The organism is Marisediminicola sp. LYQ85 (assembly GCF_046600695.1).
Classification (GTDB): Bacteria; Actinomycetota; Actinomycetes; order Actinomycetales; family Microbacteriaceae; genus Marisediminicola.
This window is the reverse complement of sequence record NZ_JBKIWO010000001.1, coordinates 221483-239820: the sequence shown is the minus strand read 5'-3', so window position 1 is coordinate 239820 and position 18338 is coordinate 221483. Positions and strand designations below refer to the sequence as shown.

Here is an 18338-nt window from a genome sequence, read left to right as displayed (position 1 = left end):
ATCTCGCAAGTCTACGACGCGCACCGCTGCGCGCTCGTTGCGACGGGGGTCAGCCGCGAGAGACGTCGAGAGCGAAGTCGCCGAGTTCGACGCGAGCGCCGTCCGGAATGGCGGTGGTCTGGCCGGGGGTCGCGGCACGCTCGGCGTCGCCGGGAGCGGTGATGTGCACGCCGTTCGTCGAGTCGAGGTCGACGACCAGCAGGTCGGTGCCGTCGAGCACGAAGAGGGCGTGCGTCTTCGACACCGTCTTGGCCGGGTCGACCACGGCGACGAGTCGCGCGCCCGCGGTCGCGAGACCGGCGACGTCGGTCGCCGAGGGGTTGCGCCCCACGAAGACCGCCCGGTCGACGAGGATGCTGTCGCCACCGGGCAGGCGCAAGCGCCACGTGACGGCTGCCGTCTGCCCCGTCTCGACGTCGTGTTGCGCGGCGGGCGCGGGGGTGGCGGGCGGCGCGTCGCGCACGGGCGGCGCAGGAGCTCCGATCGGTGCAGGGGCTCCGATCGGCGCAGGGAAGAACGTGATCCCGCCCGGCGCGGCCGGCGCGGTCGGCCCGCGGGTCGCCGCGGGCTCGGCGATGTCCGGTCTGGCCCGCTGCACGCGGCGTGTTCCCGAGTCGGGATCGGGGATGTCGACGACGCCCGGCGGGAGGCTGATGAAGTCGTCGGGGGCGGGGTCTCCGGCGGAGCCGTCGGTAGCGCTGCGGCCCGGCCCGTCCGAACCGTTCGAACCGTTCTGAGTGGGCGGCGCGGCATCCGCACCCGGGGGCGGCGCGATGAACGGCCGACCCTCGTCCGCGTGCGGATCTGTTGGCGTCATCCCGCGACCTCCCCGCTCAGCGACGAACGCCATGGTAGCCGAGTGGTCACGCGCGACCGCGGCGACGCCGACGGCGGTGCAAGCGATACCTGCTGAGGATGCGGCGGGAGCGCGTGACGGCGCGACGCGCGATCTCGACGGCGGCGATGGCCTCCGACCACACCTCGTCGGTGCTCGCCGCATCGAGGTCGGCACCGGAGAACACGGCGCGGTCTGTCGCCGTCGCGAGCGATCGCAGCGGGAGCGGCTCCTCCCCCGGCACCTGGCGTTCGAGGTCGCGCGCGATCATCGGGCGTGTCGATCGGGCGGGCACGGCGTAGCCGAGTTCGGTGTACTGGTCGACGAGTTCGTCCCACGCTCCCGCGGCTCGGGCGTCCCCCGTCGCCGCGTCCCGGCGACGGCGAGCGCGGCGAGCCTTGAGCGCGCCGATGATGAGCGCGGGGATGAGGATGATCGCGGCGGGAATGAGGATGCTGAGCGCGAGCACGACGAGCCACGTCGGAAACACGAAGGCGTCTTCGTCGTCGGTGTCTTCGTTGTCGAGCTCGACGGGGGTGAGGAGGTCTTCGGGGTCGTTGTCGGCACGCGGCGGTTGACGCACTTGCGGTTGCGGTTCGATCTGCGGCTGCGGGGTCTGGTCTTGCGGGATGTCGGTCTCGTCGGGGGTGGGGTCGTAGGCGACCCACCCGATGTCCTCGAAGGCGACCTCGACCCACGCGCTCACGTCTTCACCGCGCACCTCGGTCACTTGCCCCTCGACGACCTCGGGAGCGAATCCCATGACGACGCGAGCGGGGTAGCCGTAGGTCGACGCCATGAGGGCGAACGCCGAGGCGTACTGCTCTTCGTCTCCGATGAGCTGGTTTCGACTCAAGAGCTCGTCGATGCGATCGGCTCCGTGACCCGCCCGGGAGGGCACGGCGTCGGACGCGAGCCCCCGAGAGAGAAAGCCCTGCTCCGCGAGCCCGAGCCGGATGGCCTCGAGTTGCGCCGCCGGTTCGGTCGCGCTTCCGGCGAGCTCCTGGGCTTTCGCCGTCGTGATGTCGGGGTTGTCGGTGATGGGCGGGAGCGAGATCGCGGCGGGGCTCGCGTCGGCGAGGTCGTCGCCCGAGAGCACGCGCTGCACATCCGCGTCGATCGTGTAGCTGTCGCCCTCGCTCACGCCCGTCGTGAGCACGCTCGTGCCCGTCGCCTCGTTGTAGCGCAGGCTGTCGGTGTCGTCGGCGGCGTCTCCCGCGGTGAACTCGAGATCGGTCGGGTAGCCGACGCTCGGCACCCACACGTCGTCGTAGGCCTCGATCGTCACGGTGACGTTCTCGCGCCGATCCGCGGTGATGAAATCCTGCCGGGGAAGTTCGCGACCGACGAGAGCGAACGACCCCGAACCGGCGGTCTGGAGTTCGGGGCCCGTGACGTTCCAGAGTTTGCCCGTGAAGGTGTCCATCGTCGCGAGACGCAGCCGATCGGCGGGCGCGAGCCCGTCGACGGTGAAGAGCACGTCTTCCTGCATGAGCTTGCTGTACTCACGGAACCCCGCGAGCGGGCTCGGGTACTGCAGGGGGTCGAACGGCGGTTCGATCTCGTCGCGCAGAACAAATCGCTGGTCGTTCGGCGGAGCGAGCACGAGAGCCGATCCGGTGCCGACGACGACGGACGCCGCGACGAGGATGGCGGTGCCCGCGAGTTTGCGGCGCCGGTTGCGCGCCGCGGACTCGGCCGCGAGGGTGCCCTCGCTCGAGCGTCGCCAAGCGAGCCACACGAGGGCGAGCACCGCGAAGGTGACGCCGCGAACGCCCGCTTGGAACGGGGTGTCGGTGCCGAGGAGGACCCCCGCGAGGTAGAGCAGCACGGGCCCGATGAGCATGACCCCGTGACGCCACGCGGCACGCGGGCGCGACGGCAGCCATCGCGCCGCGAGTGTCGTCGCGATGAGGGCCACGAGCCAGGTCGCGACGAAGGGCACGACCGCGATGTACTGCGGCGCACCGATCGGGGTCTGGAGGGTGACGATGTCGGCCCACCCGTAGACCGCGCCGACGGCGAGGGAGGCGAGCGACTGCAGGCTCGGGAAGACTCCCGCGAGCGCCTGGCCGGGAACCGCGAAGGCGCTGCCGAGGAGGAAGTAGCCCGTCACCGCGACGAGGGTCGTCGTTATCACGGGCAGACGGTAGATCGAGGTGAGGATGCCCGTGGCCGCCCCCACGGCGAGACCGCCGATTCCCGCGAGCAGGAACCCGAACCCGCCGAACGGCGGCTCGAACCCGACGACGCCGAGCATCGCGAGGGTGAGCAGAACGGCGATGTCGGCCCACGTGCGGGTCGACGGCATCCGCTTCGGAGTTGCCGGTCGAGGCGCACGCACCGGCTTCGCCTGCGTCTGCTGCGGCGCCGACGCGCTCACGAGGCGACCCTCACGAGCATGCCGAGGTCGCTGAGCCTGCCGACCGTCACGAGGGTGAGCGAGCCGACGGCCGAGATCGACGGCGCGGCCCCCGCCGAGATGCGGAATCCGATCTGCGTCGTGTCCTGCCCGAAGAGGCTCTCGATGCTGCGGAACTCGGCCGTCGACATGAGCGACCCGCCCACGATCATGACGATGCTCGGTGCGGGCAGCCGCTTGGTCTGCTCGCGAGCGAAACTGCGCGTGCTCTCGAAGATCCGCCCCGCGGGTTCGATGCGGCTCGAGTGGTCGAGCATCGACGTGACCGAGGGGGTGCGCCACACCCCGCTCTCGCTCACGATGTTCATCTGGGTGCCGTCCCGCAGCACTTGAGCGCCGATCGACGCCGTGACCGAGACCGCGAGCTCGAACTCCTCCTCACTCGCGTAGAGGCTCTCGAGACTGTTGTGGATGATGGTGAGCTGCGACCGACGGGTCTCCTCGAACTGGCGCACCATGAGCTGTCCGATGCGCGCCGACGTGCGCCAGTGCACGTATCTGCGATCGTCTCCCGGCACGTAGGGCCGGAGCGCGTGGAACGCGATGTCGCTGTTGGTGATCTTCTTCGACACCTGCCCCTCGAGGTCGCGCACGAGGCCCGACGCCGTGGCCGCGAGGCGCACCGTCGCGGGGTGCACGAAGAGTTCCACGGGTTCGGTCCAGCGCACCGCGCGGCGCATGAGCCCGAGCTGGTCTCCCCGCACCGACTCGGCGGGACCCGCGACGATCACGGCCCGCTTGGTCGTGGGCACGGCGAAGAGCTCCTCGTGTTCCTCACCCGGCGCCATCGCGGGCAGCTGGAACTCCGCGAGCCCCTTGCCGACCGGAAGTTCCATGCGCACGGGAGAGAGCGGTCGCGCACCCGTGTTGGTCACGACCATGCGCCCGAGGGCGCGGTCTCCGACCACGACGCGTCGGGGGTTGAGTTCGATCTCGACGCCGTACGACGAGCGACCGATGAGGAACACGGTCGCGAGCACGAAGGCGGCGAGCAGCACCGAACCGAGGTAGGTGAACTCCTGCCACGCGAAGACGAGGCTGAGTGTCACGGCGACGACGGCGAACGCGAGCACCGTCCAGCCCGCGGGGGTGACGACGCCGAGCACGGGGCCGACCGCGCGCCCCACGACGCGCGCGAGAGCCGCGAGCCGCGGCCCGGTCGCCGCGGCGAGCGCGCGCAGCGGCGCGACGATCGAGAGACCGGCTCGCTGTGCTCGCTCGACAGCGACCTCGTGCGGAGCGGTCACGCGGCGCGGTAGACGGGCGGTTCGATGTCGACGAGGATGCGGCTCACGAGGTCCTCGGCCTTGACACCCGCGAACTCCGACTCGGGGTCGATGATCATGCGGTGGGCGAAGACGGGAACGGCGAGGTCGCGCACGTCGTCGGGTGTGACATACGTGCGCCCGGCGGCGATGGCCCACGTTTTCGCGGCCCTCGCGAGGGCGAGGGCACCTCGCATGCTCACCCCGAGCAGGATGTCTTTGTTGACGCGCGTGGCATCCACGATCTCGCTCAGGTAGGTCATCACCGACTCGTCGACGAAGACCTCCGTCGCGAGAGCCGTCATCGCGACGATCGAATCGGGCTTGATGATCGGCGACACGAGTGAGGCGCGCGCTCGCGACGACGACGACATGAGCAAGGCGACCGTCGTCTTGGTGTCGGGGTAGCCGAGCGAGGTCTTGATGAGAAACCGGTCGAGCTGGGCTTCGGGCAGCTTGTAGGTTCCGGCCTGCTCGACGGGGTTCTGGGTCGCGATGACCATGAAGGGGGCGCCGACCGGGTTGCTCTCGCCGTCGATCGTGACGATGCCCTCCTCCATGACCTCGAGGAGCGCGCTCTGGGTCTTGGGGCTCGCGCGGTTGATCTCGTCGGCGAGCACGATCGACGCGAAGATCGGGCCGGGGTGGAAGGTGAACTTGCCCTTCGACTGGTCGAAGATTTGCACGCCCGTGACGTCGGAGGGCAACAGGTCGGGCGTGAACTGGATGCGCGACGTCGTGCCGTCGAGGGTGTTGGCGAGCGCCTTCGCGAGCACGGTCTTGCCCGTGCCGGGGAAGTCCTCGAGGAGCACGTGACCGTCGGAGACGAGCGCCGTGAGCACGAGCTTGATGACCTCGTCCTTGCCCACGATCGCCTTGTTCACATTGCCGATGAGCTTGCGGAAGGCGTCGGCGAACCAGTCGGCTTGCTCTTGGGTTACGGGCACGGTTTCTCCTGGGTGTGGGCAGAACGGGAGGACGAGGGGGCGGGGCGACGGTCACGGGCCATTGCGACATCCGCTCCCGGTGTTGAGACACGACGAGTTGCCCCACGACTTCGAGGCGTTGGCGACGCCCTCGATCCGCACCGCGAGGGTGTTGTTCGGCCAGCCGCGGAATCCCTGACCCGTGAACTGGTGGCTGCCCGAACTCGCGATGTTCACGCGCTGGCAGCCGCTGATCGCATCGTTGCCCGAGAGGGTGTAGCAGAGGTTGTAGCTTCCGGGCTCGACATCGTTCCACGACATCGCCGGGTAGGCGCAGCTCCAGCTGCCACACTGCTGCTGGCCGACCCTGCCGTCACCGCGGCGCGGTTCGACACTGGGGTTGCGGGCCGGTGGCGGCGGGGCGTCGACCCGCACCGAGGCGGTCTGCGCCGGGCCGTCGCCGCTGTCGTTGAACGGTACGACGGTGATGGTGTGGTTGCCCTGGCCCCTGCCGTTGAGGTTCACGGTCGTCCCGGTCACGGTTCCGCCCCCACCCGTGTTGACCGACCAGCGGTAGCGCAGGCCGTCGCCCGCGGCATCCGCGGTCGCGTTGTTGGGCGGGTTCCACGAGAACGTCAGGTCGGCGTCCGCGGTCGGGCTCGACGCCCTCGCCGAGAGGTTCCGCACGGCGTTGGGGGTGGGCTGCTGCCGCACCTCGGCGGGAGCGGAGGTGCCCGTCTGGCCGTCCCTGCCGCCCGAGTTCCGCGCGTAGACCGAGAGGGTGTATGTGCCGGGACCGAGGCCCGACACGGTCGCCGACGTCGACGTGCCCTGACCCTTCTGCCCCGAGTTGAGCTCCCAGAAGTACGTCGTCGATCCACCGCGGGCGTCGACCGCCGGCCAGCTCCAGGTGATGTTCGCGGGCGACCACTTCGATTGCGTCGTCTTGGTCGGCTCGGGTGTTCCCGGGGTGCCGAAGGGCGTGATCGGGTCGCTCTGGGGCGAGAAACCGCCGCGACCGCGCATGTTCTCGGCGGCGGCGCTGATGCGATACGCCGTGCCGTTCGTGAGCCCGGTGAGCGTGCAGGGTGCCCCCGCCGTGCACGTGGGCGGGTTGCTGATGGCCGGAGTCACGGTGATGTCGTAGGACGTGATCGGTTTTCCGTTGGTCGCGGGAGCCTGGAACACCCACGTCGCCGTGCCGTCGGCACCGATCTCGTTGTTCGGCTGGCGCACCGGTTTGGCGACGGCGTCGGGAACGTCGCTCACGACGAGGCTCACAGTGCCGTTGACCTCGCGATCCGGATCGTTCGTCGCGTCAGCGATGCGATAGATGACGACGATCTCCCCCGACTTGAGGTTGGGGTTCGGGGCGATGCGCACGCTGTCTTCGGTGAACGTCACCGATGCCGGCTCACCGCTGTTGTCGACGTTCGCGTCGATCACGCGCAGCGACTGCCCCGTCGACTGGAACGGGTTGGAGTCGTTGGCGAGAACAGGCACGACCGTTGCGCCATCGCCGCGCGCGGCCTCCGCCGAGTCGCTCACGGCGACGGCGAGGGGCCTCGACGACGACACGACCGTGACGTTGACGGTGCCGGGGACCTCGAAGTCGCCCCAGCGCAGGGTCACGCCGAGGGTCGACGCCGTTCCCTTGACGGCGTCGATCGGCGCCGAGAGGGTGAGCGTCGAACCGGCCTGCTCGACCTGCAGACCCTCGCTCGCGCCCGTGATGTCGGAGTAGGTGATCTCCTGCAGGATCTGCGGGTTCGGGTGCCCCGTCGACTCGCGCAGGTCGATCGTCGCCGACTCGCCCGCCTCGACCTCGACCGAGGGCGACGTGAAGGTCGGCTCGACGTCGCGCGACTCGGGGTCGCCGACGATGATGTTGAGCCGCAGCGACGAGACGTTGCCATTGGGGTCGTTGGGGTTCGACCCGTCGGTGACCGTGAAGTTGATCGCAGCGGGGCCCCGGTAGTCGAGCGGCGGGGTGAAGCGGATGGTGTCCTCGTCGACGTAGTTCGAGTCGCCGTTGCTCTGCACCGCGCTCACGCTCGCGGGGTCGGTGATGATCACGTCGCGACCCGACGGCACGAAGACGATCTCCGAGAGATCCCACTCCTTCGTCTCGTTCTGGTCGATGTACTGCACCGGGAGCGACGGGTCGATGATCGGCGGATCGTCGAACTCCTCGCCCGTCGCCGCGGGCACGATGATGAACGCCATCGCGTCGAGGTCTTCGACGTCGTCGGTCACGCGATAGGCGATCGCCTGACGCGTCTCCCCGGGCGTCACCTCGACCCTGCCCCCGTCGAGCACTTCGGCCGACGACGCGTTGGGCCCCTCGAGCGACACGGCGAGGTCGGAGTTGCGCCCCCCGGGGTTGAACACGTTGTCGTAGATGTCGACCGAGATCGACTGCTCGCCCGCGATGTCCGCGGTGTCGATGATGATGTCGTCGGCGCTCGGCGGGAGGATCGGGGCATCCGGAGTCACTTGCACTTGCACGTAGCTCACCGACGAACCGCCGAGGTTGTTGGTCAGTTCGTACCGGAACGAGAACGACATCTCCTCGTCCGGCGCCTCGATGATGACCGTCTGGCTGCGCTCGACCTCGACCGGGATGTCGTCGGGCACGTCGATGAGCTCGTCTTCGACCTTGATCGCCGCCCCCTGCGGGTCGGAGTCGTTGGCGGTGACATCCACCTGGGCGACCCTGCCGGGACGCACCGCGACGCTGTCGGGAACGGCGTTCGGCGGAAGACTCTCGGTCGGCTCGGGGATGACGGCGATCTTGACCGTCGCGATGCCCGTGGCCCCGAACGCGTCGTAGACCTCGTAGCTGAACTCGTCGGTGCCCGCGAGCCCGCCGACAGCCTCGTAGACGAAGTAGTCGATGCCGTCGTCGACGATCGTGCCGAGCGTGGGGTTGACCGGGAAGCCGAGCAGTTGCGCGGAGTCGCCGTCGGGGTCGATGCCGTCGAGCGGGATCTCCACGCGGATCGACCCGCCCGAGAGCACCCGCGCGGTGAGGGGCTCGGGAACGGGTTCCTGGTTCGCGTCTTCGTCGACGGGCGTGACGGTGAAGAGCACGTTCGCGGCGGAGGTCTCCCCGTAGGGGTCGACGACCGAGTAGTCGACGCTGTACTGCCCGGGCTCGTCCGGAGCCTGGAAACGCACGGTGTTCGCGTTGACGAAGGCGAGCCCCTCGGCGGGCTCGCTCACGAGTTCCTCCTCGACCGACATTGTGACGTCGTCGGGGTGGTAGTCGTTCTCGAGCACGTCGACCGTGACGATGTCGCCCTCGCGCACCGTCGCGGTGTCGTCGTTCGCTATCGGGGGCTGATGCTTCGTGAGGGGAGGCACGGGCACGACCGTGACCCCCGCCGTCGCCGTGTTGGCGCCGTCGGAGATCGTGTAACTGAACGACACCTGCTCGGTGAGCGCTTGGGGCGAGGTCACGCGGATGAGGGTGCTCTCGAGCAACTCGACGACGAGCCCGCGCGCGAGGAGGTCGTCGTCGACGTCGAGGGATTGCACGGCGAGCACGCGACCCGACGGACTCGTGTCGTTCGACAGCACGGAGACGGTCGTCGGCGCATCCCCGCGCAGATAGGCGGTGTCTTTCACGGCGATCGGCGGTCGTTCGTCGTCGATCTTGTCTGTCACGTCGACGCGGATGATGCTCTCGCTCGACATCCCGCCCGCGCTCACCGTGTAGGTCACGTAGTAGATGCCCGCGGTCGGAGCGCTGAACGTCACCGTGCCCTGATCGGCGTTGAGCGACGCGGTGGCTCCCCGGCCGGGCTCGGCGATGCTCGAGAGCGAGAGCTGAGCGCCCGAGGGCGAGAGGTCGTTGTCGAGGGGCTCGACCACGACGGGCTCACCCGTGAAGGTCTCGGCGAAGTCGGGAGTGCCGATGGGGCTGAGCGATCCCGTCGCTTGGACGTCGACGGTGAGGACTCCCTCGACGGGATCCCCGATGCCGTCGCTCACCTGCACGGTGACCTCTTTGACGCCGATCTCCGACGTGCGGTGCGAGAAGGTCACGTAGCCGTCGGGAGTGAACTGCACGAGGTCGCCCGACCGCGGGCTCGCGCCGACGAGGTAGAGGTCGTCGCCGTCGGGGTCGAGCCAGTCGTTCAGCACGTTGTAGGTGATCTGCTGGTTCGCCTCGGCCGTCGTCGCCGAGAGCCGCTGCGATTCGGGTAGCTCGTTGATCTCGGGCGGTCGCACGTTGACGGTCACGCGAGCACTGTCGGTGCCCCCTCGCCCGTCGTCCACGGTGTAGCTGAAGGCGAAATTGCCGACGAAGTCTTCCGACGGCGTGAACTGGAGCGCCCGGCCTCCGTCGATCGGGTCGAGCTTGCCTGTCGACGACGCGATGTCGTCGAAGCGCGAGATGACGAGGATGTCGCCGTCGGGGTCGGTGTCGTTGTCGAGAACGGGGAGGATCGTGGTCTTCTCGGGGCGCACGCCGAACTCGTCGTCGGTGGCCGTGGGCGGCCGGTTGTTCTCGGTGCGCTCGGCGAGGGTGTCGGAGAGCGACTGGGTCGCCGACTTCTCGTCACCCTCGACGCCGTCGGCCTCCTCGGGGGGCGTGACGTCTTCCCAGTTGTCGACGAGACGCATGTTGTCGTCGACGAGCCACGTGTTGCCGTTGGTGAGGTTGTTGAGCGCGATGACCGAGCGGTTGACACGGAATTCGAGGGTGTTCCCCGCCGTGGGCTCCGTGATCTCCTGCGCTTGACCCTCCGCACCCTCGCACGCGAGGAGGTAGCGCTGCGCTCCCGCCCACGCGCCGTGCGCGCACCCGTCGAGGAACACGGGGGCCGAGGCATCCTCGGGCGAGGTGAGGGGCGTCTCGATGGATGCCGCGTGCTCGACGGTCTCGCCCGACCCGAGATCGACCTCGAGCAGGGCGTCGCCGGACGCGACGTAGACGGCCTCGTTCGCGGGGCCGGCCTGCTGGATGCGCAAGCCGTCGTGCTCGAGCTCGAACACCGTTCCGTCTTCTTTGACGACCGTGCTCGTCGTCGTGTCGAGCGCGACCGCTTCGTCTCCGACGGCGGTGAGCTCGAACGCGCCGATCTCGGGAAACTCCGTCTCGACGATCTCGGCCCCGAGCGACTCGATGCGGTAGGCCGCGCCCTCCTCGGGCGAGACGGCGATGACCGCTCCCGCCTTCGTGACGACCGCGTGGCCACCGTCTCCGAGGCGCACGAGGGGGTCGGTCTGCGCGTAGTTGAAGACGAGGTCGCCGACCGAGCCGGTCATCCACAGGTCGCCCTCGGGCGAGACGATCGCGAGCACGTCGCCGCCGTAGTCGACCTCCGAACCCACGGGAACGTCGATGGACGAGGTGACCTCGGTCGTCGAGGGGCTCACCGACTCGACCCGTCCCCCGACGGGATCGACCATGAAGAGGGTGTCTCCGTTTTGCAGCACGTCGAACTCCGAGCTCGATGCCACGACCGAGGCGTTGAGTTCTTCGATCTGACGGTTGAGTCGCCCACCCTGCAGCTGCTCACCGTTGGTGACCCAGACGTCGCGCGCCGTGAGGTCGACGTCGGTCACCGGGAATCCCGGGTGCAGGGCGGCGATCGTGAGCGGCACCCCGGCGACGAGAGCGACGACGAGCGTCGAGGCGACAGCCTTCTTCCGCTTCGTGATCCACGTCGTCAGCGCGCTCAAGCGCGTACCCCCAGAAGCCCCAGAATGAATTCGCCGGCCGCGATGCACACCCCCGCGGGCCGGTCGGTGACCAAGCTAACAGAATGGCGGCGCGGAGCGTGGCCCCCGAGAGGGGCGGCGCCCGCCGGTTTCACCCGTTCGCGTCGGGATCCCGGTTGTCGAGGTCGTTGCGATCGAGCAAGTAGAGGTCGTCGGGCCCGACGAGCCGCGTGGCGACGGCGTATTCCACGAGGCGCAGTCGACGGTTGGTCGCGAGTTTGCCCTTGGCTCCGCGGAGCCCCGCGACGCCGATCTTGTCGAGCTTCTCGCACACGTTGTCGAGCTTGCGGTTGAAGGTCGTCATCGACCAGTGCAACCGCGCCGCCGCCTCGGCGGAGGTCGGGATCTCCCCGCGCCCGGGAGACGACTGGCGCAGCACGTGTTCGGCGAGCGAGACGATGAGCAAGCGCTGCGAGCTCGTGAGTGGCACGGGTTCGATCGTCGTCGACCCGCCCGAGCCGGCCATCGCGGTCGAGGTGTTGTAGTAGTCCTCGGCCGAGTGGATGGTGAACTCGTAGGTCGTCGACCCCGCGCTGAAGAGCACGATCATTTTCTCGAAGACGATCGGGAGCCTCGCCCCGGGAGCGAGCCAGGCTTGCACTTGCCCCGTGGCGTCGGTGACCGTCGCCGAGAGCAGGTTGCCGACGTTTCCGAGCCACCACATGCCGAAGTCCTCGTAGATGCGCAGGAACCGCCGGTGCAAGTAGGGGTTGTCGTCGATCACGAGGTCGGACTCCCGGCCGACGTGGAAGTCGGCCGGATGAACGACGTCGTGCCACTCTCCGCAGAACTCGACCTTCAACGGCTTGACCGTCGCGAGGGGTGTGGTTGTCACGAGAATCACTTCCTGATCGTCGAGGTACCGGTCGGGCCGAGCGTGGTCGCCCCGGCCGCCCCCGGAGACTACTCGGGGTAGCACGCCTCGAGGGGGTTGGCCGACGATCGACCGTCGCGGATGATGCTCGCCTCGATGCACACGCGCTCGCCCGCCCAGGGGTCGATCGTAATGACCCCGTCGTCGGTCGTGCGCGGCGGGTCGGTCGAGACCTGCGGCAAGCGGGCCCACCGGATGGTGTCGCCCTCCTCGGCGTCGGGGTTGGAGACGGTGAAGACGAGACTGTCGCCCTCGTCTTCTGCACCCTCGAGCTCGGGAGCGGGGATGGTGTCGAGCACGGCGGGTCCGCCCGCGGGCGCGCTCGGACTCGTCGCGGTGTCGGGGCCCGCGGGCGGGCCGAAGACGACGAGGCTCACGACGACCGCGATCGCGATCGCCGCGGCAGCGGCACCCGCGATCCACGCCGTCAGACTCCGCGGTCGGGAGGCGACAGCATCGCCTGACCCCGCGGGTGCCTCCGCTGCGGACGCCTCCCCCGCAGCCCCGACCGCGGCCGCGGGCGGGTCGGCAGCGGTCCGCTCGGTGCGCGCGGGCCGAACGACGGTCTCGTCGGCGACGGAACCGGATGTCGCGGCAGCGCCGGTAGCCGCAGCGTCGGTTGAGGTGTCATACGTCAAGGCACCCTGCGTCGACGCGGCATTGGTCGAGGCGGACTGGGTCGAGGCGCGCCCCGTCGTCTCGCGGGTGCGCGGCCGCACGACCGTCTCGTCGGGAGCGGGCGTGCTCGGTTGCGCCTCGATACTCGTCGACCGGCGCGCCACGGTCTCTGCGGCATCCGCACTCGGAGGGGGGATCACGGGAGCCGGCGAATCCCCCGGGGTCAGCGGAGCCTTCGGTTGCGCCTCGATGGTCGCGACGGATCGGGCTCGAGTGGCGTCGGGGTCGTCTCCCCCGTCGACGCGCTCATCGGCGACGACGTCGAGGTTCGGAACGTCGATCGGCGTCGGGGAGTATCCGAGCTCGAGCTCGACGCGCTGGAGGGCCCGCGCGAAATCGATCGCCGACTCGAATCGCTGCGCTCGATCGGTCGCCATACCCTTCTGCAGCACGGCGACGAGCGAGCGGGGAACGTCGGTGCGCGAGATCGGGGTGACGGCGCCGCGCTCGATGCGTCCGATCAGATCGAGGGTGCCGTTCGAGCGACCGCGCACCTCGAACGGGGTCTGCCCGGCGATGATCGTGTAGATCGTCGCGGCGAGCGAGAACACGTCGGAGCGCACATCCGGCTTGGGGTCGTCTTCGAACATCTCGGGGGGCGACCAGGGCACCGACATGCCGATCGAGCCCGTTCCCGTCGCGCCGCTCTCGTCGATGAGTTCGCTGAGCGTGCCCGTGTGGGCCTGCAGAGAGTCGTCCTCGACGGCCGACGAGATGCCGAAGTCGGTGAGGGCCGGCCACCCGTAGTCGTTCGTGAGCACGTTGGCCGGCTTGATGTCACGGTGGAGGATGCCCGCCGAGTGCGCCGTCGCGATGGCGCTCGAGAGACGCACGCCCGTGCGCAGCGCGTCGGCGACGGCGAAGGTCTGCTGTTTGTAGCGCTCGGCGAGACTCGGGCCGGAGCAGTACTCCATGACGAAGTAGGGCCGGTCGTCGCTCGCGACGTCGGCGTGGTAGATCGACACGATGTACGGATGCGTCGAGAGCTGGGCCATGAGGTTGGCCTCGCCCACGAACGCCGCGCGGTCCGCCCCGGAGATCTCGTCGGCGAGGAGCACTTTGACGGCGACACGACGCTTGGGGAGCTGCTGCTCGTAGAGGTAGACGTCGGAGAAACCGCCCGAGCCGAGCACACTCACGAAGGTGTATCCGGGCAGCGCGGGAGGCTGGGATGCGGGGCGACGCATCAGTCCTCGTCCACCGTGAGCGAGATGCCGCCGCCCAGGTCGATGATCGTGCCCACGATGACAGGGGTGGGCTCCCCCGCACGCAGTTTCTGCGGCGACTTGCCTGGAAGCACCACGAAGGTGCCGTTGCGCGAGTGGAGGTCGGTCACGACGATGGTGTCGCCCTCGAGAGCGACCTGGGCGTGGTTGCGCGAGATGTCCTGATCGCCCGTGCCGAGCGACACGAGACGCGGAAGCGACCCGCCCGAGACCTTCGAGACGCTCGGCGCACGCCCCACGAGAACGGGTTGCGTGAGCGACTCGCGCGAGCCGTCGGGCAGGCGCACCGAGACCCGGGGCTGAGCGAGGACCGCGGGTGATCCCGTGGCCGCCGCCTCGCGACGGCGACCCCGGAGGGCCGCGATGTCGCTCGTCATGATCGTCTCGCCGTCGTGGTCGCCCGCGAGCGGAACCGTGGCGGGCTCCGCCTCGGGGGCGGGGGGTGGGTCTGCGTTCGGCAGATCCGCGCTCGCGAGAGCGGCGCTCGCGAGGTCGGCGCTCGCGAGGTCGGCGCTCGTCGGTGCGGGAGCAGCGGCGGCGTTGCGTCGCGGCCGCACGACCGTGTCGCCCGAGACATCGTCATCATCGTCGCCGTCCCCGTCGGACGACGGTGTCGCGGCCAGGGTCGACTCGTCGGGCACCGATTCCTCTGGCAGCGGCTCGACTGGCAGCGGCTCGGCTGGCGCCGGCTCGGGCACCGGCGCCACCGCGGGCGCGCCCTGCTCCGACACCGCGAGCTCGATCGAGAGCGACGCCGCGACGACGGCGCCCGCGGTGACGGGCAGCAGCGGAGACGACGACGCGACGGTCGCGGCATCCACCGTGAGGGTCGCGGACCGCACAGACGAGAAGTGCCGCTCGATCCAGGTCGCCGCTCCGGCACCCGAGAGGGTGTCGTGGGCGCCCTCGTCATCGGTGACGTCGAGGGTGACGCCTCCCCGCACGATCGCCCGGATCTCGCGCGTCGACGCGGTCCAGTCGACGACCGCGAAGGGCGGGGTCGCCGAGAGGCCGTCCCGGGTGAGGAGGTCGAGGAGTGCGGGCAGGGCGCTCTCCCCAGTGATCGCCGACCAGGCGGCGTCGACGACGGCCGGCCCGGGCTCGACGTCGAAGACGACCGCGAGGCCGTCACGGATCACCCCGAACCACCCTTCGGCTTCGGCTTCGGCTGCGGCATAGTGCACGCTCACGCGCTCATCTCCTCGGGCTCGTGTCCTCGAGGTGTCGAGAGACGCCCCGTCGGTCGATCGTGTCGTCGTCGGCGCCGTCGTCGGCGGTCGGGTCGGCACGGATGTTCGCGACATCCGCTTCGACGACGACGGCCGTGACGTTGTCGGATCCGCCCGCCGCGACCGCGGCCCTCACGAGCCGCTCGCTCAGCGACATCGCGAGCTCGTCTCCGAGGCTCAGCGTCGCGTGGAAGACGATGATGCGCGCGATCTCGTCGTCGCTCAGCTCTTTCGTGAGGCCGTCGGAGCAGATGAGGAACGTCTGCCGCCCGTCGGCGGGCAGGAGCCAGATGTCGGGGTCGACGTCGGAGTCCGCTCCGAGGGCGCGCGTCACGACGTTGCGGTCGGGGTGCCGCTCGGCTTCGCCGCGCGAGAGCACCCCCGCGTCGACGAGCTCTTGCACGACCGAGTGGTCGACGCTCAACTGGGTGAGGCTGCGGCCGTCCCAGCGGTAGACGCGGGAGTCCCCGACGTTGAAGGCCATCCAGTGGTAGCCGCCCGCGGGGCTCACCGCGACGAAGGCGACGCCCGCGAGGGTCGTTCCCGAGAGCGACTCGCCCGATCCGGCGAGCGCGAGCACGTCGTCGTTGGCCTCGCGGATGGCCGCGAGCACGTCGTCGGGCCGCGCGGGGGCGGCGTCGCCGAAGCGGCGGGAGAACACGGCGATCGCGGTCTGGCTCGCGCGGTCGCCGTGCGAGTGGCCGCCCATGCCGTCGGCGACGACGAACACGGGCGGGCGCGCGAGGAAGCTGTCTTCGTTGATGCGCCTCACCGAGCCGCGATCGCTCGAACCGCCGAACTCGAACGCGGCCGTCGCGGCGCCCGCGGCGAAACGGACCGTCTCGTTCTCGCTCACGTCACCCCCGCTCACGCCGCCCCTGGCCCGATCAACTCGAACGGCCCCGATCACGTCGACCGGATGGATTGAGGCAAAGTTATCAACAATCGTGCGGTCGACGCGTCGGGGCGGTGAGCGGCGGCAGCCGAGGGATGCCTCGGGTCAGGCCTCGGGGTCTTCTTCGGCGTTGAAGTGGGTGTCTTCTTCGGTGACGCTCACCGCGAGTCCGTCGTCGGAGTCGGGGATGGTCTTGTCGTCGCCCACGCCGCCGGGCTTCGGGGTGCCCTCGTCGTCGTGGCTCGCGGGGGTCGAGTTGGTGGTGTCGCTCATGATCGTGTCCTCACTGCTGGTCGAGACACCATCGTGTCACGACGACCTCGGTGAGACCGGGGGCTTGCCCTCGCGCGATTCGCGGCTCCGGACGCCAAAAAACCCGGAGATCGACACGGTACTTCGTTCAGTACAGTGCGATATCCGGGTTTGTGGTGACCCCAACGGGATTCGAACCCGTGTTACCGCCGTGAGAGGGCGGCGTACTAGGCCACTATACGATGGGGCCGAAAGTGGACAACTCCACGAGTATGCCACACGCGCAAGCGGCCGACCAAACCGAGCGAGTGACCGCGCTGCCGTCGCACGCGACTCCGCGAGCGTAGGCTCGACGCATGAAGGTCACCAAGTACGAACACTCCTGCCTCGTTCTCGAGAAGTCGGGTCAATCGCTCATCGTCGACCCCGGCATGTTCACGACTCCCCTGTCGGATGCTCGCGGCGTGACGGCCATCGTCATCACCCACGAGCACCCCGACCACTGGACTCCCGAGCAGTTGCGTCGCATCCTCGACGTCAACAGCGGAGCGACGATCTACGGCCCCGCCGGAGTCGCCGCCGCCGCAGGTGACGACGTCGACGTGACCGTGGTCGCCGCGGGTGACGAGATCGAGGCCGGGCCGTTCTCGCTGCGGTTCTTCGGCGGAACCCACGCGGAGATCCACCGTTCCATCCCGCTCGTCGACAACGTCGGCGTCCTCGTCGACGGCGAGCTCTACTACGCGGGAGACTCCTTCTTCATCCCCGAGGGTGTCGACATCCCGACCCTCGCAGTTCCGGCGGGTGCACCCTGGCTCAAGATCGGCGAGGTCATCGACTACGTCGAGGCGATCGCCCCGCGGCGCAGCTTCGCGGTGCACGAGATGGTTCTCTCGGTCGCGGGCAAGGGCATGTCGAACGACCGCATCAAGGCCGCGACAGAGAAGGGGGGCGGAGAGTTCTTCGCCCTCGAGCCCGGAAGCTCACTCGACCTCTAGCGCTCAGGGTTCGGTGACGAACCCGCGGTCGAGCATGAAGTCGAGTGCGACATCCGCCGGCTCCTCGCCCGCCGAGTCGACTCTGAGGTTGAGTTCGCGGAGGGTCTCGTCTGTGATCTCGGGGGAGATCTGACCGAAGACCTGCTCGAGCTCGGGGTACTCCTCGAGAGTCTCGGTCGCGAGAACGGCGGCGACGTTGTACGCCGGGAAGAAACCGCGGTCGTCTTCGAGAACCGTGAGGTCGAGCTGATCGATGCGGCCGTCGGTCGTGAAGACCTCGCCGAAGTTGCAGGTGCCGCGATCGGTCGCCGTGTAGACAGCGCCCGTGTCGAAGATCCCGATGTTCGACTCGGGCACGCCGTCGTCGGAACCGCGCTCGAGATCGTAGGCCTCGAGCATCGGGCTCATTCCGTCGGCACGAGAGTTGAACTCGGGCTCGACACAGAAGGTGCGGTCCTCCACGGGCAGAGCCGCGACATCCGAGAGCGTCGCGACGCCGTCGAGTTCTTCGACCGCTTCGGTTCGCACAGCCATCGCGTACGTGTTGTTGAGCGGAGCCGTGGGCAACCAGGTGAGCCCGTTCTCGGCGTCCGCATCGCGCACCGCTTCGTACTGCTCCTGCTGGTCGGGGATCCCCTCCTCCTCTGCCAGGAAGGTGAGCCAGGCGGTTCCGGTGTACTCCCACGTCATGTCGGCGTCGCCGGAGAGCATGAGTTCCCGCACCGGCACGCTGCCGGGCACGTTCGTGAGGTCCTCGACCTCGAAACCCGCCGCCGACGCCGCGATGACCGCGATCTTGCCGAGGATCAGTTGCTCGGTGAAGTTCTTCGACGTGATCGTGATGCTCGCGTCGTCGGGCAGGTCGAGTTCTTCGATCGAACCGGGGCCGACGGGCGGAACGTATGCCGTCGCGGGCTGCAGTCCGCAGCCCGCGAGAGCGGTCAGAGCGGTGCCGGCGACGATCGTAGCGAGGAGGGGACGACGGAAAGACGACATTCGAGACTT

General features: G+C 69.3%; 12 protein-coding genes and 1 tRNA gene. 1 reads left to right on the top strand and 12 read right to left on the bottom strand.

The window, feature by feature from the left end; genetic code table 11:
• Nucleotides 1-49 precede the first annotated feature (49 nt).
• The 11 genes from ACLHG5_RS01040 to ACLHG5_RS00990 form a co-directional block, all read right to left on the bottom strand.
• Nucleotides 50-817 carry an FHA domain-containing protein gene (locus ACLHG5_RS01040; protein WP_411316057.1) on the bottom strand — a complete coding sequence of 256 codons (768 nt, stop codon included), beginning with the start codon at nt 815-817 and terminating at the stop codon, nt 50-52.
• 46 nt (nt 818-863) lie between these two features.
• On the bottom strand, nt 864-3146 hold the full coding sequence (locus tag ACLHG5_RS01035; RefSeq protein ID WP_411317598.1) for a transglutaminaseTgpA domain-containing protein: 2283 nt from the start codon (nt 3144-3146) through the stop codon (nt 864-866).
• A 68-nt stretch (nt 3147-3214) separates the two neighbouring features.
• Entirely contained in the window at nt 3215-4504 is a 1290-nt protein-coding gene (locus ACLHG5_RS01030; RefSeq protein ID WP_411316059.1) for a DUF58 domain-containing protein, read from the bottom strand.
• On the bottom strand, nt 4501-5469 hold the full coding sequence (locus ACLHG5_RS01025; protein WP_411316060.1) for an AAA family ATPase: 969 nt from the start codon (nt 5467-5469) through the stop codon (nt 4501-4503). Before ACLHG5_RS01025 ends, ACLHG5_RS01030 begins: the two co-directional genes overlap by 4 nt.
• Nucleotides 5470-5520: 51 nt before the next feature.
• A complete protein-coding gene (locus tag ACLHG5_RS01020; RefSeq protein WP_411317597.1) occupies nt 5521-11142 on the bottom strand; it encodes an Ig-like domain-containing protein in 5622 nt (1873 codons plus the stop codon).
• Between the two features lie 130 nt (nt 11143-11272).
• Nucleotides 11273-12016 (bottom strand): hypothetical protein, encoded by a 744-nt coding sequence (locus ACLHG5_RS01015; protein WP_411317596.1) that lies wholly within the window; start codon nt 12014-12016, stop codon nt 11273-11275.
• A 68-nt stretch (nt 12017-12084) separates the two neighbouring features.
• Complete coding sequence (locus tag ACLHG5_RS01010) at nt 12085-13920, bottom strand: protein kinase domain-containing protein (RefSeq protein ID WP_411317595.1); 1836 nt, start codon at nt 13918-13920, stop codon at nt 12085-12087.
• Complete coding sequence (locus tag ACLHG5_RS01005) at nt 13920-15149, bottom strand: FHA domain-containing protein (RefSeq protein ID WP_411317594.1); 1230 nt, start codon at nt 15147-15149, stop codon at nt 13920-13922. The genes ACLHG5_RS01010 and ACLHG5_RS01005 overlap by 1 nt, the downstream gene beginning before the upstream one ends.
• 4 nt (nt 15150-15153) lie before the next feature.
• Nucleotides 15154-16059, bottom strand: coding sequence for a PP2C family protein-serine/threonine phosphatase (locus ACLHG5_RS01000; RefSeq protein ID WP_411316068.1), 906 nt, complete (start codon nt 16057-16059; stop codon nt 15154-15156).
• A gap of 129 nt (nt 16060-16188) precedes the next feature.
• Nucleotides 16189-16356, bottom strand: a complete 168-nt coding sequence (locus tag ACLHG5_RS00995; RefSeq protein ID WP_411317593.1) for a hypothetical protein — start codon at nt 16354-16356, stop codon at nt 16189-16191.
• Between the two features lie 153 nt (nt 16357-16509).
• Nucleotides 16510-16585, bottom strand: a tRNA-Glu gene (locus ACLHG5_RS00990).
• Nucleotides 16586-16691: 106 nt separating this feature from the next.
• Between ACLHG5_RS00990 and ACLHG5_RS00985 the strand changes: the two genes are divergently transcribed.
• Complete coding sequence (locus tag ACLHG5_RS00985; RefSeq protein WP_411317592.1) at nt 16692-17333, top strand: MBL fold metallo-hydrolase; 642 nt, start codon at nt 16692-16694, stop codon at nt 17331-17333.
• 3 nt (nt 17334-17336) lie between these two features.
• On the opposite strand, the gene ACLHG5_RS00980 is transcribed toward ACLHG5_RS00985, so the two are convergent.
• Nucleotides 17337-18329, bottom strand: a complete 993-nt coding sequence (locus ACLHG5_RS00980) for a glycine betaine ABC transporter substrate-binding protein (protein WP_411316073.1) — start codon at nt 18327-18329, stop codon at nt 17337-17339.
• Nucleotides 18330-18338: the final 9 nt, after the last annotated feature.

Excerpts from the sequence above, each read along its gene's own strand:
- ACLHG5_RS01010 (WP_411317595.1), bottom strand. The coding sequence starts at position 13,920 with ATGCGTCGCCCCGCATCCCAGCCTCCCGCGCTGCCCGGATACACCTTC.
- ACLHG5_RS00985 (WP_411317592.1), top strand. The coding sequence starts at position 16,692 with ATGAAGGTCACCAAGTACGAACACTCCTGCCTCGTTCTCGAGAAGTCG.
- ACLHG5_RS01035 (WP_411317598.1), bottom strand. The coding sequence starts at position 3,146 with ATGCCGTCGACCCGCACGTGGGCCGACATCGCCGTTCTGCTCACCCTC.
- ACLHG5_RS00995 (WP_411317593.1), bottom strand. The coding sequence starts at position 16,356 with ATGAGCGACACCACCAACTCGACCCCCGCGAGCCACGACGACGAGGGC.
- ACLHG5_RS01040 (WP_411316057.1), bottom strand. The coding sequence starts at position 817 with ATGACGCCAACAGATCCGCACGCGGACGAGGGTCGGCCGTTCATCGCG.
- ACLHG5_RS00980 (WP_411316073.1), bottom strand. The coding sequence starts at position 18,329 with ATGTCGTCTTTCCGTCGTCCCCTCCTCGCTACGATCGTCGCCGGCACC.